Raw genomic sequence first — 14,945 nt, forward strand, 5'->3', positions numbered from 1 at the left:
ACTCAGCCCCGGGTGAGCTTCTTGTACGTGGCACGGTGCGGGCGGGCCGCGTCCGCGCCGAGGCGCTCGACCTTGTTCTTCTCGTACGACTCGAAGTTGCCCTCGAACCAGTACCACTTGGACTCGCCCTCGTAGGCGAGGATGTGGGTGGCGACTCGGTCCAGGAACCAGCGGTCGTGGGAGATCACGACGGCGGCACCGGGAAACTCCAGGAGCGCGTTCTCCAGGGAGGACAGCGTCTCGACGTCGAGGTCGTTGGTGGGCTCGTCGAGGAGCAGCAGGTTGCCGCCCTCCTTGAGCGTGAGCGCCAGGTTGAGGCGGTTGCGCTCACCACCGGACAGGACACCGGCCGGCTTCTGCTGGTCCGGGCCCTTGAAGCCGAAGGCGCTGACGTACGCGCGGGACGGCATCTCGACCTGGCCGACGTTGATGTAGTCCAGCTCGTCGGAGACGACGGCCCACAGCGTCTTCTTGGGGTCGATGTTGGCGCGGCCCTGGTCGACGTACGAGACCTTGACGGTGTCGCCGATCTTGATGGAGCCGGAGTCCGGGGTCTCAAGACCCTGGATCATCTTGAACAGCGTGGTCTTGCCCGCGCCGTTCGGGCCGATGACGCCGACGATGCCGTTGCGCGGCAGCGTGAAGCTCAGATCGTCGATGAGGACCTTGTCGCCGAAGGCCTTCGAGAGGTTCTCGACCTCGACGACGATGGAACCGAGGCGCGGGCCCGGCGGGATCTGGATCTCCTCGAAGTCCAGCTTCCGCATCTTGTCGGCTTCGGCGGCCATCTCCTCGTAGCGGGCGAGACGGGCCTTGGACTTGGTCTGGCGCCCCTTGGCGTTCGACCGCACCCACTCCAGCTCTTCCTTGAGCCGCTTCTGGCGCTTCTCGTCCTTGCGGCCCTCGACCTTGAGGCGCGCGGACTTCTTGTCCAGGTACGTGGAGTAGTTGCCCTCGTACGGGATGGCGCGACCGCGGTCGAGCTCCAGGATCCACTCGGCGACGTTGTTCAGGAAGTACCGGTCGTGGGTGACCGCCACGACGGCGCCCGCGTACTTCGAGAGGTGCTGCTCCAGCCAGTTCACCGACTCGGCGTCGAGGTGGTTGGTGGGCTCGTCGAGGAGCAGCAGGTCGGGGGCCTCGATGAGGAGCTTGCAGAGCGCCACGCGGCGCTTCTCGCCACCGGAGAGGTTGACCACGGGCCAGTCGCCGGGCGGGCAGCCCAGGGCGTCCATGGCCTGCTCCAGCTGGGCGTCCAGGTCCCACGCGTTGGCGTGGTCCAGGTCCTCCTGGAGCTTGCCCATCTCGTCCATGAGCGCGTCCGAGTAGTCGGTCGCCATGAGCTCGGCCACCTCGTTGAAGCGCTTGAGCTTGCCCATGATCTCGGCGGCGCCGTCCTGGACGTTCTCCAGAACGGTCTTGGACTCGTCGAGGTGGGGTTCCTGCATCAGGATGCCGACGCTGAAGCCGGGCGTCAGGAAGGCGTCGCCGTTGGAGGGCTGCTCGAGGCCCGCCATGATCTTCAGCACCGTGGACTTACCGGCACCGTTGGGCCCCACCACACCGATCTTCGCGCCGGGCAGGAAGCTCAGCGTCACGTCGTCAAGGATCACCTTGTCGCCGTGAGCCTTGCGCGTCTTGCGCATCGTGTAGATGTACTCAGCCAAGAGAAACCGTCCGGCAATCGATGTGTGGGCAGATACACCCCATCTTGCCTGACGGCTACCCCTGGGGGGAAACCCGTATCGCGCTGCGCCCCTGACCTGCCCGGCCCTGGGTCACTCCCGTAGTCGAGCGCTCACGGGCTGTCGGCATCGACCGGGCCGCCCGGCGGCTCCGCGCGGCCCCGGAAGCCGCCCCGCACGACGAAGCGGCCCCGGTACGCGATCGCGTACCGGGGCCGCTGCCCGTCACCGGGCGCTCACTTCGAGCTCAACTGCTGCCGTGCGGACTCGTTACTGACCGGCGGTCTTCTTCTTGCGGAGGAAGAACACCGCGCCGCCGCCGAGCAGCACCAGGACGACCGCCGCGCCGGCGATCATCGGGGTGGCGCTGGAGCTGCCGGTCTCGGCCAGGTTGGTGCCACCGTTGGTCCCGGTCGAGCTGCCACCGGCCGAGGCGGGGCTGGGCTTCGAGGACGGGGCCGGGCCGGTGCCCGCGGTCTTGCAGTCCAGGACACCGGAGAAGTGCTGGCCCGCGATGGTGAAGTCGTACTTCTGGTCCTCGGCGACGGGGAACAGCACGGACTTCGTGCCGCCGGCCGGAACCGTCGCGATGGTCTTGCCACCGACGGTCACCGGGAAGGCCTCGTCACCCTTGTTGGTGACGGTGATGTCCACGCCGCCCTTGGCGCAGTCCTTCTTGACCGACACGGCCGGGATGGCGCCCTGCTTGGCCCAGGTCACCTTGGCCTCGGCGTTGACCGTCGAGTCGCTGGAGCCGGCCAGGATCTGCGTCTGGCTCTTGGAGTCGCTGGCGAACGCGCGGCCGACCGGCACCTGGGTGGTGGCGGACAGGCGCAGCGAGCCGGAGCCCGGCTGGGCAGCGGCGGGCACGTCGAAGAACAGCTGGCTGTTGTTGGCGGCGGAGCTTACGGTCTTCCCCGCCTTGTCGACGATCTTGACCCCGGCGGCCTGGAGCTCCTGGGACGGCGTGACCGTCACCTTGTCGGCGTTGGTGTGCACCGTGACCGGGCCGAGCTTCTGGCCGGCCTTGCCCGCCACCGACGCGCCGTCGAGCGTGAGGGAGGCCTTGGGCTCCTCGACGACCTTCGCGTTGTTGAACAGCCAGTCGGCCAGGGTCTGCGCGTCCTTGTCGGCCGCGTCGACCTTGACGTGGTCCGAGAAGCGCCAGATCGCGACCTGGGTGGCCGCGGCCGCCTCGCCGTTGCTGAGCTTGCCGGTGACGCCCGCGGCCTTGGCCAGCTGGCCGAGGTCGTTCTTCTGCGGGTAGGAGTTCTCCAGGATCCAGCGGATCTTGCCGGCGTCCTTGTTGTTCGCCAGCGAGGTGCCGCTCCACGGCGTCTCGCGGTACTGGGCCTCGCTCTGCGTCGGGTTGTGAATGTCGATGCAGTACGTGCGCAGCGTGCCGCCGCCGTCGACCTTCATCCGGAACAGACCGGCGGAGACCTGCTCCTTGCGGCCGTGGTCGCCCGTGATGACGGCGTCGGCGAACGAGCCGGGCTCCAGGCCCTGGATGGTGGCGGTCGCGCCGCCCTGACCCTGCTGGTCGGGCGTGTCCGCGACGGCCGCACCGGCGCCGGCTATCGCTCCGGCCGCGACGAGTCCCGAGACGGCTGTGGCGGTGGCGAGGCGCAGAGCACCCCGCTTGCGGGCGGAACGCCCGTGAACGGCTGAAAACACAGAATTCCCCTTCGGGCGAGGCACTTTCGCATGTGGTGCGCGTGCACTGAGGTGCGCGTGGGGGAAGTGCCTCACCGGCAGACTCAAGTGCCCCGTGAGTACGCGGGAATCCTAGGGATACGGAAGTCAACGATCCGCAGCGATGACATCAGATAAGCATTCCGATTCGGAATCGTTATCCCGGAACACGCGCGCCACCTGGCCTTATCGACAAATCCCCGGTACAGAAAGGGAGTTTCGGGACACCTTCACTGCTCAACCATCCTTCCACTCCCCCTCGCCGCCCCCTCAAGTGCCCTCGGCCGGACGCCCGTCGGAGTGGTCGCCGGGGCTGTGGATGTGGCCGATTCCCATACCACTGCCGGGACACCGCTGGCCGAAATCGGTTGGCCCGCCCCGGCCGGAGCCGGCTCGCGGCCGGGTGCCGGGCCGCCCTCCGCGCCCTGGATTCCAGCCCGTTCGACCAGGGCCGCCTCGCCCTTGAACACCCGGCGGAACGCGGTGGTCCCCCGCGACATGTCGTGCCCGATCGCCACCGCGTCGACGTCCGCCGAGAACCACCGCGGCCCGTCCCCCCGCTCCTCGTCCCGCACCTTCAACCGGCCGTGCACAAGGAGCGGTTCTCCGATCGCGACCGAGCCCGTCAGATTCATCCCGAGCGCCCGCGCCGCCCACACCGTGTAGAAGCTGGTGGCTCCGTCCACCCAGGACTGCTTCTCCCGGTCGAAGCGGCGCGCGGTCACCGCGAGCCGGAACCTGGCCGCCCCGCCCGTCGCCGACTCCCGCCACTCCACCTGCGTCGCCACATTGCCGACCAGCGTCACCATCGTCTCGTTCACTGCCCTCAACCCCCGTACCCCGTAGAACCCGTGGGCCCGATCTCCCGGACGCCGGAGCGGAATGCGGCAATGAAAAGCCCCGCCCGGCCCAGCACTCGATCGAACCCTTGCGCTGTCGATCTCCATGCTGGACCGGACGGGGAGTCCCTGCCGGAGCCTGTGGACCACTGCCCGGTTGTGGAAAACCCGCTCACCCGGCCATGCGGCTCGGTCTCACCCGGCCTCGCCCCTCAGCCGGGCCGGTCCCACCCCGGCTCACCCCGGCCCCGCCACCGCCGCGTACTGCTCCCGCACCTCCCGGTACCGCAGCAGTTCGGTGGCCACCGGGTCCAGGACCCTGGCCCGGCCGCAGCCGGCTGCCGCCTCGCGGAGTCTGCGTTCGGTCTCCTGCCCGTAGCGCCGCCCGGGCCCGCGGGCCGCAACCGCGCACGCCCACTCCACCAGCGGTCCGCCCACGATGCCGCCCAGCATCACGAGCGCGGGGACGATGAGCCCCGGCTGGAGCACCCCCACGATCTGGCCGAGCAGCCACAGCCCGCCGAAGATCTGAATGCCCGTCATCACCATCTGGGCCAGCACCGCGGCCGGCCACCAAGGGGGCCGGGGCGAGGTGCCCCGCTCCAGTTCCTCCCGTGCGGCGAGTTCGTCCAGGGCCTCGGGAAGCCCCTCCGCGCCGCGCACGGCGGACTCGCGCACGGCCTGCGCCCAGGGTGCGGGCAGCCCGGCCGAGGCCTCGTCGGCGACCGTACGGACGGCCTGCTCGACCCGCTGACGGGCGGTGACCTCCTCCTCGACCTCGGCGTCGGCGCGGGTCCGCTGCGCGGCCGGGCCGCGGAGCCGGTCCAGCCAGCGCCACAGCCGCAGCCACGGAGTCCCGCACGCGTGCTGGGCGTTGCGCTGCCACTCGCGTTCGGCGGCCTCGCCCGCGGCCGAGGCGCCGACCGCCGCGGCGAGGCGGTCCGCGAAGTCCTTGCGGGCCCGCTCGTCGAGCCCGGACCGGCCGTCCGCGACGTACAGCGGGCGCAGTTCGGCGGCGGCCGCGTCCACGTCGGCGGCCAGCCGGCGGGCGGCGGCGCCGCGTTCCTGCACGAACCGGCCGAGCTGTTCGCGGAGTTCGCCCACGCCCTTGCCGGTCAGCGCGGACACGGAGAGCACCGTGGCGCCCGGCTCGCCGTGTTCACCGAGCGCCATGCCGTCCTCGTCGAGCAGCCGGCGCAGATCGTCGAGCACCTGGTCGGCGGCCTCGCCGGGCAGCCGGTCCACCTGGTTGAGCACGACGAAGCTGACCTCCGCGTGCCCGGCGAGGGGCCGCAGATAGCGCTCGTGGAGCACGGCGTCGGCGTACTTCTCGGGGTCGACCACCCACACGATCGCGTCGACCAGGGCGAGCACCCGGTCTGCCGCCTGGCGGTGCGAGACGACCGCCGAGTCGACGTCGGGCAGGTCGACGAGGACCAGGCCCTCCAGGTCGGCGCCCGCGCTGTCGAGCGGTCGTCGGCGCAGCCGGCCGGGGATGCCGAGCCGGTCGAGGAGCCCGGCGGCGCCGTCGGTCCAGCTGCACGCGATGGGCGCGCCGGTGGTCGGCCTGCGCAGCCCGGTGTCCGAGATCTGGCTTCGGGCGAGGGCGTTGAAGAGCGTGGACTTGCCGCTTCCGGTGGCGCCCGCGACGGCGACGACGGTGTGCCGGGCGGAGAGCCGCTGGCGTGCGGACGCCTCGTCGAGCACCCGCCCGGCCTCGGCGAGTGCCTCGGCGGCGATCCGGGTCCGGGAGAGCCCGACCAGCTCGCGCAGCGCGTCGAGGCGGCCCCGCACCGCCCCGACGTACGGCCCGCCGATGGGCTCGAACTCGAGGTCGTCCTCCTGGTCCTCGTCCTCGGGGGCGCTCGTCTCCCCGGGCTCGGGGGCGCGCCGCGCGATCAGCCCGTCGGCCCATTGGTCCTCGACCTGCTGCGTCATGCCGCTTTCCTCTCCTTCTGCACCACGGACAGCGCGGCGATCAGCTCGGCCTGCGGCTCGGGCGTCACCTCCAGGGCGTCCAGCGGCGCGAGCCGGCGATCGCGCTCGGCCCCGAGCACCTGGTTGATGTACGTGACGACGAGTTCGGCGCCCTTGTCACGGAGCCGCAGCGCCCCCTGGGCACCGATCCGCTCGGCGAGCCGCTCGCCCGCCCGGGCGGCCCTGCGCCCGCCGAGCAGCGAGGCCGCGAGCAGCGCCGCCACGGTCTCGGGATCGGGGGCCACCGAGCGCTCCATCTCCCGCACTTCGTCCTCGGCCAGCTCTTCCAGGACCCGCCGCCAGCGCCGTACGGCGAGCCCGATCCGGTCCTCCGGGTCCACCTGGCGTACGGCGCTGTCGAACCGGCCCGCCGCCGGCTCGCGCGCCCACGCCTCCCTGACCCGCTCGTCCGCCGCGGCCGCCGCGCACCGCAGCAGTTCGGCGAGGCTGTCCACCAGCGCGTCGAGGAGCTCGGCGGAGGAGGCGCCGCGGGGGTGGGCGCGCCAGCGGGTGAGCGCGTCCCCGGCGAGCACCCCGCCGGCCTGCAACCGCCGCCGCACGCGGGCGCCTTCCTTGGCGTACGCGTCCTCGACCGCGCCGGTCAGGCGTACGGCGGCGGCGTACTGGGCGGCGACGGCCGAAGCGAGCTCCGGCATCCGCGCGTTGAGCGACTCGATCGCGCCCGACGCGGTACGGGCCACGGCCTGCTGGCGGGCGGCCGGGTCCTGGCAGCGGTGGATGAGCCAGGCGCGCAGCGCGGCGACCGCGGTGGCGGGAAGCAGCCCGTGCGAGGCCCCGGCGGACTCGGGCAGTTCGGGCACGGTGAACCGCGGCACGTCCCCGAGCCCGGCCTTGGTGAGCAACGCTCCGTACTGCCGGGACACCTCGGCGAGCACCGGGTGCGGCACCCGGTCGAGCACGGTGACGAGCGTGGCGTCGTACTCCTTGGCGGTACGCAGCAGGTGCCAGGGCACCGCGTCGGCGTACCGGGAGGCGGTGGTGACCATGACCCATACGTCGGCGGCGCAGATGAGTTCTGCGGCCAGGATGCGGTTGCTGACGACCAGTGAGTCGATGTCCGGCGCGTCCAGGAGCGCGAGCCCGCGCGGCAGGGTGGTGGCGGTCTCGACGCGTACGGCCCCGTCGTCGTCCCCGCCGGGCAGCTCGTCCCCTTCGGCGTCGTCCTGCTGCTGCGGCAGCCATACGCGGGTGAGTTCGGGCAGCACCCGCTCCCCGGCGAACCAGTCCTTGTCGTCGGGGTGGCATACGAGCACCGGAGTACGGGTGGTGGGCCGCAGCACCCCGGCCTGGCTGACCCGCCGTCCCACAAGGGAGTTGACCAGGGTGGACTTCCCCGCCCCCGTCGATCCGCCGATAACCGCCAGCAGAGGCGCTTCAGGATCCTTGAGCCGGGGCAGCAGATAATCGTCAAGCTGTGCGAGCAGTTCGCTGCGCGTCTGCCGGGCGCGTGGAGCACCCGGCAGGGGCAGCGGGAGACGCACGGCGGCGACACTGTCGCGCAGGGCGGAGAGTGCGTCGATGAGCTGAGGCCGTACGTCCATGGTCACCACATGCGAAGAATGCCCAATTTTGGCGCCTTTTTGAAGCGTATGGCCACTTCCGCGCGCGTCCGTAGGCCGCCAGGACATACCGAATGGACACATGGGACACACGGGACGAGTGGGACGCAGGCATAACGAGTGCACAACACCCTGCGCCGCGAGCGTCAAAAGCGCTGCACGATTCGCACCTGCCTGCGATTATCGGTTCGCTTCACCGAACCTCCACATCGTGCCACGCAGGTGAAGCAACCGGGACGAGGTGACAGGAGCCCTATCCTTGTCCCCGGCAAGGTCATCGGCCCGGGACCCGTCCCGGACCTCCGCCCTTGCCCGCCCGGGGCTCCAGGCCACCGAGGCCCCATCCGGCCCCCGTAGCTCAGTGGATAGAGCAGGCGCCTTCTAAGCGCTTGGCCGCAGGTTCGAGTCCTGCCGGGGGCGCATCCGCGCCAGTGCCGATTTGGCCCTCCTTCGGGAGGGCCTTTTTGCTGGTGGGGGCAGGCTAGCGAGAGCCGGGTAGAACGGGCGTAAGGGCTGTCCGGGCCGCTGGTGGGCGGGTGCGGACGCCTTCGCCGTAAACCCACGGCTGTACGATCACGGACCTCCGCACCCCCTCGCAGGGTGAGGCTGTCACGCCTCCGGCGGCTCTCCCCCCAGCTCCCGGTGTACGAGATCCGTCTCCTCGGCCGTCAGCGCCCGCTCCGGCAGCGGGCGTTGGGCCGTGGCCCGGAAGCCGTCGAGGAGGAGGGACAGGGGGCGGCGCCAGGAGCCCGGGCGGATGGACTCGATCGCGGGGAGCGAGGCGCCCAGGGCGCTCAGGGCGAAGAGGAGGTCCTCCGTGACCACGTCCGTGCGGAGTTCGCCGGCCGCCGCGGCCCGGCGCATCAGTCCGCTCAGGGTCTCGTGGTTGTGGACGTGGATCGCGTCCAGGGTCGGGGCACCCTCGATGCCCGTGGTCATCAGATCGCTCACCCCCCGGTCCCGGGCCAGCAGCGCGCACACGCCCTCCAGGTACGTGGTCAGCGCGCCCCACGCGTCGTCCTCCCGGCGCGCCTTCTCGCCGGAGGCCATCACCGCCGCCAGGTCGTCGCGGAAGACCGCCTCCACCAGGTCGCCCCGGGCCGGGAAGCGCCGGTACAGCGTCGCGTTGCCCACCCCCGCGCGCTTGGCGATCTCGTCCAGCGGGACGTTGATCCCCTGCTCAGCGAACAGTTCCCGCGCCGCCGCCACCAGCAGTTCCCTGTTCCGCAGCGCGTCGCGCCGCAGGGGCGCGGGCTTCTTCTGGTGCGACGGCTGACGGTTCTGCTGGTTCTGCTCGTGGTTCTCCGGCGGGGCCATGGGGCCCGACCCTATATCGGCAAGCGAGGAGCCCTCCCCGCTTGCCGGGGCGACCCCCGGCAAGGCTGCCGCCGCCCCCTCAGTTCACGCTGTACGACCAGTCCGGCTGCCACGCCCTCCCCATCAGGCCCCGGTCACCCGCCCCGAGCACCAGGCGGACCCCCACCGTCCCGGCCGGCCCGTGCCGCAGTCGCGCGCGAGCCAGCATCACCACCGCCGCCAGGCCGTACTTGTCGAGCAGGGCGGTCCGGTAGCGCACCGTGGACTCCTCGTCGAGGAACGCCGCTCTCGCCCTGAGCGCGGCCGATCCGATCAGGATCCCAGAGCCCGCGCGCAGCCTCCCCGCCAGCGGCGACGCGACCGGCAGGAGGATGCCGAGGGCCGAGGCGCCGTCCCGGACCACCCATCTCCGTTCCGTCACCGCCGCGCCGTCCGGACCGTACGTCGTCATCAACAGGCGCCTGGCATCGGCCAGTCGACCGACGCCGGTGCGCGACGGCACCCGCACCCCGGTCAATGTCCGCCGCCCCCGGCCGTCAGGCTCTCGCGGTCCTCCGGCGTCGCCTTCGCGACCTGCCCGCCCTCGCCGAAGTACGCGCGGGACAGCCGGGCCCGCAGCGACCTCCCCCCGGTCAGCGGTTCGGGCTGTTCGTGCGCCGTCAGGGTGTGAAGGCGCTCCGCGGGCAGCGGCTCGTGCACCTCGACGTACTCGCCGTGCGGCAGCTTCTTGATGCGTCCGGTCTCCCTGCCGTGCAGCACCAGGTCGCGGTCGCGTCGCTGGAGGCCGAGGCACCAGCGGCGGGTGATCTCGAAGACGAGCACCGGCACCACGAAGAAGCCGGTCCGCACCGTCCACGTCATCGCGTTGAGCGAGAGGTGGAAGCGGGTGGCGAACAGGTCGTTGCCGCCGCCGATCAGCGTCACCAGGTACAGGCTGATCCAGGCCGCGCCGAGCGCCGTGCGCACGGGGGCGTTGCGCGGCCGGTCGAGGAGGTGGCGCTCGCGCCGGTCCTTGGTGATCCACGCCTCCACGAAGGGATAGACCGCGATCAGGCCGAGGATCGTCGGGAAGAGGAGGAAGGGGATGAGCACGCCGAGGGCGAGGGTGTGGCCCCACGCGTTGATCTCCCAGCCCGGCATCACCCGGATCAGGCCCTCCGCGAAGCCCATGTACCAGTCGGGCTGGGCGCCGGTGGAGACCTGGTCGGGGCGGTACGGGCCGAACGCCCAGATCGGGTTGATCGTGGCGATGGCGGCCACCGCCGCCGTGACCCCGAACACCAGGAAGAAGAAGCCGCCCGCCTTCGCCGCGTACACCGGCAGGAGCGGCATGCCGACCACGTTCCTCTCGGTGCGGCCGGGCCCGGCGAACTGGGTGTGCTTGTGGAAGAAGACCAGGATCAGATGGGCCACGAGCAGGCCCAGCATGACGCCCGGGATGAGCAGGACGTGCAGGCTGTAGAAGCGCGGAATGATGTCCGTACCCGGGAACTCCCCGCCGAACAGGAACATCTGGATGTACGTTCCGACCACCGGCACCGACAGGATCACGCCCTCGATGAAGCGGATGCCCGTGCCGGAGAGCAGGTCGTCGGGGAGCGAGTAGCCGAAGAAGCCGTCCAGCATGCCGAGGAACAACAGGCCGAAGCCGAACAGCCAGTTGACCTCGCGGGGCTTGCGGAAGGCGCCGGTGAAGAACACCCGCATCATGTGCACGAACATCGCCGCGATGAAGATCAGCGCCGCCCAGTGGTGGATCTGCCGGATCAGCAGCCCGCCGCGCACGTCGAAGCTGATGTGCATCGTGGAGTCGAAGGCCTCCGAGACCTTCTGGCCGTTGAGCGGGACGTACGAGCCGTCGTAGACGACCTCCACCATGCTCGGCTTGAAGAACAGCGTCAGATAGACGCCGGTGAGGATGATGACGACGAAGCTGTACAGGCAGATCTCGCCCAGCATGAACGACCAGTGGTCCGGAAAGATCTTCCGCATGTTGCTCCTGGCGAGCCGGTGGAGGCCCACCCGCCCGTCCGCCCAGTCGGCGATCCGCTCTCCACGCCCGGCCACCCCGAACCCCCTCGCTCCGGCGCGCCCTCGCTGAAGACGCGCACGTCGGACGTCGGCAGGGACCGACCACTTCATTCCCCTGCCGACGTCCGCATACTAACTGGGGATAGTTCCCCACTTCCTTCCCGGGCCCCGCCCCCACCCCTCCCGGTCCCTCACCCACCCCCGGCACCCCTATCCTTATTGCGAACTACTTGCAATAACGGCAGGGCAGGCGGAAGGGGTGTTCGGGGTGGGCGGTCCAGTGGTGCTCGGGATCGAGTCGTCCTGCGACGAGACCGGGGCCGGTCTCGTGCGCGGCGGGCGGCTGCTCGGCCATGCGGTCGCGTCGAGCATGGACGAGCACGCCCGCTACGGCGGGGTCGTGCCGGAGATCGCCGCCCGCGCCCACGTCCACTCCTTCACTCCGGTCGTGCACCGGGCGCTGGACGACGCGGGGCTGCGGATGTCCGACATCGGCGCGATCGCCGTGACCACCGGGCCCGGCCTGTCCGGCGCCCTCCAGGTCGGCCTCGCGGGCGCGAAGGGACTGGCGTACGCGCTGGACGTACCCCTGTACGGCGTCCACCACCTGGCCGGGCATGTCGCGGCCGACACCCTGGAGCACGGCCCGCTGCCCGATCCGTGCATGGTGCTGATCGTGTCCGGCGGCCACACCTCGCTGCTGCTCGTACGGGACCTGGCACGCGACCCGATCACGCACCTCGGCGACACCCTCGACGACGCGGCGGGCGAGTGCTTCGACAAGGTCGCCCGCGTCTTCGGGCTGCCCTATCCCGGCGGCCCCGCCATCGACCGGGCGGCCAGGGGCGGCGACGCGGGCGCGGTCGCCTTCCCCCGGCCGCTGACCGGCCCGCGCGACGACCCGTACGCCTTCTCCTTCTCCGGGCTCAAGACGGCCGCCGCCCGCTGGGCCGAGCGCCACGCGGGCACCGGACTCCCCGTCGCCGACGGCGCGGCGGCCCTCCAGGAGGCGATCGCCGACGTGCTGACCCGCAAGGCGGTGGACGCCTGCCGCGCGCACGGCGTCGACACCCTGGTCGTGGTGGGCGGGGTCGCCGCGAACTCCCGCGTACGGTCCCTGGCCGAGCAGCGCTGCGCGGCGGCCGGGATCACCCTGCGCGTGCCGCCGCTCGGCCTGTGCACCGACAACGGCGCGATGATCGCCGCGGTGGGCGACCTGCTGGTCCGCGCGGGCGCGGAGCCGGCCCCGCTGGACGTCTCCATCGACCCGTCCGCCCCACTGGAGTACGCGGCCCTGCACCCGGTCACGCGGGGTGTAGGGGCCGCCTGAGGATGCCCTCTCAGTGCCCCAGCCTGGCCAGCGCCGCGTCCGGGTAGCGGCCGCCGGCGACCGCGCCCTCGGGGACGGCGCGGGTCAGCAGGGCCACCTGCTCGGCGGTCAGGGCCAGCCCGGCCGCCGCCGCGTTCTCCTCGACGTAGCGGCGCTTCTTCGTGCCCGGGATCGGGACGATGTCCTCGCCCTGGGCGAGCAGCCAGGCCAGGGCGGCCTGCCCCGGGGTGCAGCCGAGCTCGGCGGCGACGGCGCGTACCGCGTCCACCAGGGCCAGGTTGCGCCCGAAGTTCTCCTCGGCGAAGCGCGGCCAGCGCCTGCGGTTGTCCGCGCCGTCCAGGTCGGCCGTGGAGGTGATGCTGCCGGTGAGCATGCCGCGGCCCAGCGGGCTGTACGCGACCACCGCGATCCCCAGCTCGCGGCACGCCTCCAGCATGGCGCCCTCGACGACGTCCCGGGTGAACAGCGAGTACTCCAACTGCACGGCGGCGATGGGGTGTTCGGCATGCGCCCTGCGCAGTGTGCCGACACTGATCTCGCTCAGCGCGAGATGGCCGACCTTGCCCTCGGCGACCAGTTCGGCCATGGCGCCCACCGTCTCCTCGACCGGGACGGCGGGGTCGCGGCGGTGCACGTAGTACAGGTCGATGTGCTCGACGCCCAGGCGCCGCAGCGAGGCCTCGCAGGCGTCGCGGACGTGGGCCGCCGAGGTGTCCACCCGGTCCACCCGGCCGGTGTCCGGGTCGTGCCGCAGCCCGAACTTCGTCGCGATCACCAGGCGCTCCCGGTCGGCCGCGCGCCGCCGCAGCCAGCGGCCGAGGAACTCCTCGTTGGCGCCGCGGCCGTACGCGTCCGCCGTGTCCAGCAGGGTGACGCCCAGGTCGAGAGCCCGGTCCAGAGCCCGCTCGGACTCGGCGTCGTCCGCCACCCCGTACGCCGTCGACATGCCCATGCACCCCAGGCCGACGGCCGAGACGGTCGGGCCCCCGGTGCCCAGCTCGCGATACCTCACGTGGCGTTCAGCTCCCCTTCTGTCACTCTGCGAAGTTCCAGCCCCTCGATTCTCCCGTATTGAGCCTGCGTACGGGGGCTCCGCAGGGAGGGCGGGGCAGCCGGTCGTCCGGGCCTCAGGGGGCTCTTTGTAAGCTCGACAGGGCGCACCCACCCCATGCCGTTCCACGCACGCGCGGCCCCGCGAGAGGAATCACCATGACCACCGAGCTGAGCCCCGACGCCCTGGCCGGGCTCCTCGACCAGGCCCGGCAGGACTACGCGGCACTTGCGGCCCGCAGCCTCAAGCTCGACCTCACCCGGGGCAAGCCCGCGCCCGAGCAGCTCGACCTCTCCGAGGACCTGCTCAGCCTGCCCGGCGGCCGCTACACCGCCGCCGACGGCACGGACGTACGCAACTACGGCGGCCTCCAGGGCCTCATGGAGCTCCGGGAGATCTTCGCCGAGGTGCTCCAGGTGCCGGCCGGGCAGCTGCTCGCCCTGGGCAACTCCAGCCTGGAGCTCATGCACGACTGCCTGGTGCACGCGATGCTCAGCGTCGTCCCCGGCGCCGAGTCCCACTGGGTGGACCAGGAGCGCCTCGCGTTCCTGTGCCCGGTGCCCGGCTACGACCGGCACTTCGCGCTGTGCGAGCGGTTCGGCATCGAGATGATCCCGGTGCCGATGACCGACGCGGGCCCGGACATGGACGTCGTGGAGCGCCTGGTCGCCGAGGACGCGGGCATCAAGGGCATCTGGTGCGTGCCGAAGTACAGCAACCCGAGCGGCATCAGCTACAGCGACGAGACCGTGGCGCGCCTGGCCCGCATGGAGACCGCGGCCCCCGACTTCCGGATCTTCTGGGACAACGCCTACGCCGCCCACCACCTGACCGACGAGCCCACCGAGATCGCCGACCTGCTCGGCGCGTGCGCGGCGGCCGGTCACGCGGACCGCGCGTTCGTCTTCGGCTCCACCTCGAAGATCACGGCCGCGGGCGCGGGCGTCGCCTTCTTCGGCTCCTCGCCCGCCAACGTGCAGTGGCTGCTCGCCAACAACTCCAAGCGCTCGATCGGCCCCGACAAGATCAACCAGCTGCGCCACGTCCTGTTCCTGCGGGACGCGGACGGCGTGCGGGCCCACATGGAGCGCCAGCGCGCGCTGCTTCAGCCGAAGTTCGAGATCGTCCAGCGGATCCTGGAGAGCGAGCTCGGCGGCACCGGCCTCGCGAGCTGGACGGTCCCCAAGGGCGGCTACTTCGTCACCCTTGAGGTCCCCGAGGGCTGCGCGAAGGAGGTCGTGGCGCGGGCCGGCGAGGCGGGCGTCGTGCTGACCCCGGCCGGTGCGACGCACCCGTACGGCAACGACCCGAAGGACGCCACCATCCGCATCGCGCCCAGCTACCCGGGCCTTGCGGAGCTGGAGCAGGCGATCCTGGGCCTCACGGCCTGCGTGCGGCTCGTCGGGTACGAGAAGCTCCTCGCGGCCTGATCCGGACGGA

At 71.7% G+C, this 14,945-nt stretch carries 11 protein-coding genes and 1 tRNA gene; 3 read left to right on the forward strand and 9 right to left on the reverse strand.

Annotated elements, in window-relative coordinates; translation table 11 throughout:
* Positions 1 to 2: 2 nt before the first annotated feature.
* The 5 genes from ettA to ABD346_RS28470 all read right to left on the reverse strand — a co-directional run bounded on the left by ettA (position 3) and on the right by ABD346_RS28470 (position 7,758).
* A complete protein-coding gene (ettA, locus tag ABD346_RS28450; RefSeq protein WP_344378759.1) occupies positions 3 to 1,667 on the reverse strand; it encodes an energy-dependent translational throttle protein EttA in 1,665 nt (554 codons plus the stop codon).
* 288 nt (positions 1,668 to 1,955) lie between these two features.
* Positions 1,956 to 3,362 carry a Cys-Gln thioester bond-forming surface protein gene (locus ABD346_RS28455; protein ID WP_344378761.1) on the reverse strand — a complete coding sequence of 469 codons (1,407 nt, stop codon included), beginning with the start codon at positions 3,360 to 3,362 and terminating at the stop codon, positions 1,956 to 1,958.
* A gap of 248 nt (positions 3,363 to 3,610) precedes the next feature.
* Positions 3,611 to 4,201, reverse strand: coding sequence for a single-stranded DNA-binding protein (locus tag ABD346_RS28460; protein ID WP_344378763.1), 591 nt, complete (start codon positions 4,199 to 4,201; stop codon positions 3,611 to 3,613).
* A gap of 255 nt (positions 4,202 to 4,456) precedes the next feature.
* Entirely contained in the window at positions 4,457 to 6,157 is a 1,701-nt protein-coding gene (locus ABD346_RS28465; RefSeq protein WP_344378765.1) for a GTPase, read from the reverse strand.
* Positions 6,154 to 7,758: a dynamin family protein gene (locus ABD346_RS28470; RefSeq protein WP_344379117.1), complete on the reverse strand. Its 1,605-nt coding sequence runs from the start codon at positions 7,756 to 7,758 to the stop codon at positions 6,154 to 6,156. The genes ABD346_RS28465 and ABD346_RS28470 overlap by 4 nt, the downstream gene beginning before the upstream one ends.
* A 365-nt stretch (positions 7,759 to 8,123) precedes the next feature.
* Here ABD346_RS28470 and ABD346_RS28475 point away from each other — a divergent pair.
* Positions 8,124 to 8,196, forward strand: a tRNA-Arg gene (locus ABD346_RS28475).
* Between the two features lie 189 nt (positions 8,197 to 8,385).
* Here the strand turns inward: ABD346_RS28475 and ABD346_RS28480 are convergent.
* From ABD346_RS28480 to qcrB, 3 genes are all read right to left on the reverse strand, one after another.
* Complete coding sequence (locus ABD346_RS28480; RefSeq protein ID WP_344378767.1) at positions 8,386 to 9,093, reverse strand: TetR/AcrR family transcriptional regulator; 708 nt, start codon at positions 9,091 to 9,093, stop codon at positions 8,386 to 8,388.
* A 79-nt stretch (positions 9,094 to 9,172) separates the two neighbouring features.
* Positions 9,173 to 9,544 carry a PPOX class F420-dependent oxidoreductase gene (locus ABD346_RS28485; protein WP_344378768.1) on the reverse strand — a complete coding sequence of 124 codons (372 nt, stop codon included), beginning with the start codon at positions 9,542 to 9,544 and terminating at the stop codon, positions 9,173 to 9,175.
* A 62-nt stretch (positions 9,545 to 9,606) separates the two neighbouring features.
* Positions 9,607 to 11,235, reverse strand: coding sequence for a cytochrome bc1 complex cytochrome b subunit (qcrB, locus tag ABD346_RS28490; protein WP_381226809.1), 1,629 nt, complete (start codon positions 11,233 to 11,235; stop codon positions 9,607 to 9,609).
* A 157-nt stretch (positions 11,236 to 11,392) separates the two neighbouring features.
* Between qcrB and tsaD the strand changes: the two genes are divergently transcribed.
* A complete protein-coding gene (tsaD, locus tag ABD346_RS28495) occupies positions 11,393 to 12,454 on the forward strand; it encodes a tRNA (adenosine(37)-N6)-threonylcarbamoyltransferase complex transferase subunit TsaD (protein WP_344378772.1) in 1,062 nt (353 codons plus the stop codon).
* Positions 12,455 to 12,464: 10 nt separating this feature from the next.
* On the opposite strand, the gene ABD346_RS28500 is transcribed toward tsaD, so the two are convergent.
* On the reverse strand, positions 12,465 to 13,466 hold the full coding sequence (locus ABD346_RS28500; protein ID WP_344378774.1) for an aldo/keto reductase: 1,002 nt from the start codon (positions 13,464 to 13,466) through the stop codon (positions 12,465 to 12,467).
* Positions 13,467 to 13,663: 197 nt separating this feature from the next.
* Here ABD346_RS28500 and ABD346_RS28505 point away from each other — a divergent pair, with 197 nt between their 5' ends.
* Positions 13,664 to 14,935 carry an aspartate aminotransferase type Ic gene (locus tag ABD346_RS28505; RefSeq protein WP_344378776.1) on the forward strand — a complete coding sequence of 424 codons (1,272 nt, stop codon included), beginning with the start codon at positions 13,664 to 13,666 and terminating at the stop codon, positions 14,933 to 14,935.
* Positions 14,936 to 14,945: the final 10 nt, after the last annotated feature.

It is taken from the genome of Streptomyces mauvecolor (genome assembly GCF_039532965.1).
GTDB classification, from domain to species: Bacteria; Actinomycetota; Actinomycetes; order Streptomycetales; family Streptomycetaceae; genus Streptomyces; species Streptomyces violascens.

Excerpts from the sequence above, each read along its gene's own strand:
- ABD346_RS28465 (WP_344378765.1), bottom strand. The coding sequence starts at position 6,157 with ATGACGCAGCAGGTCGAGGACCAATGGGCCGACGGGCTGATCGCGCGG.
- ABD346_RS28470 (WP_344379117.1), bottom strand. The coding sequence starts at position 7,758 with ATGGACGTACGGCCTCAGCTCATCGACGCACTCTCCGCCCTGCGCGAC.
- ABD346_RS28480 (WP_344378767.1), bottom strand. The coding sequence starts at position 9,093 with ATGGCCCCGCCGGAGAACCACGAGCAGAACCAGCAGAACCGTCAGCCG.
- ABD346_RS28485 (WP_344378768.1), bottom strand. The coding sequence starts at position 9,544 with ATGACGACGTACGGTCCGGACGGCGCGGCGGTGACGGAACGGAGATGG.
- qcrB (WP_381226809.1), bottom strand. The coding sequence starts at position 11,235 with ATGAAGTGGTCGGTCCCTGCCGACGTCCGACGTGCGCGTCTTCAGCGA.
- ABD346_RS28505 (WP_344378776.1), top strand. The coding sequence starts at position 13,664 with ATGACCACCGAGCTGAGCCCCGACGCCCTGGCCGGGCTCCTCGACCAG.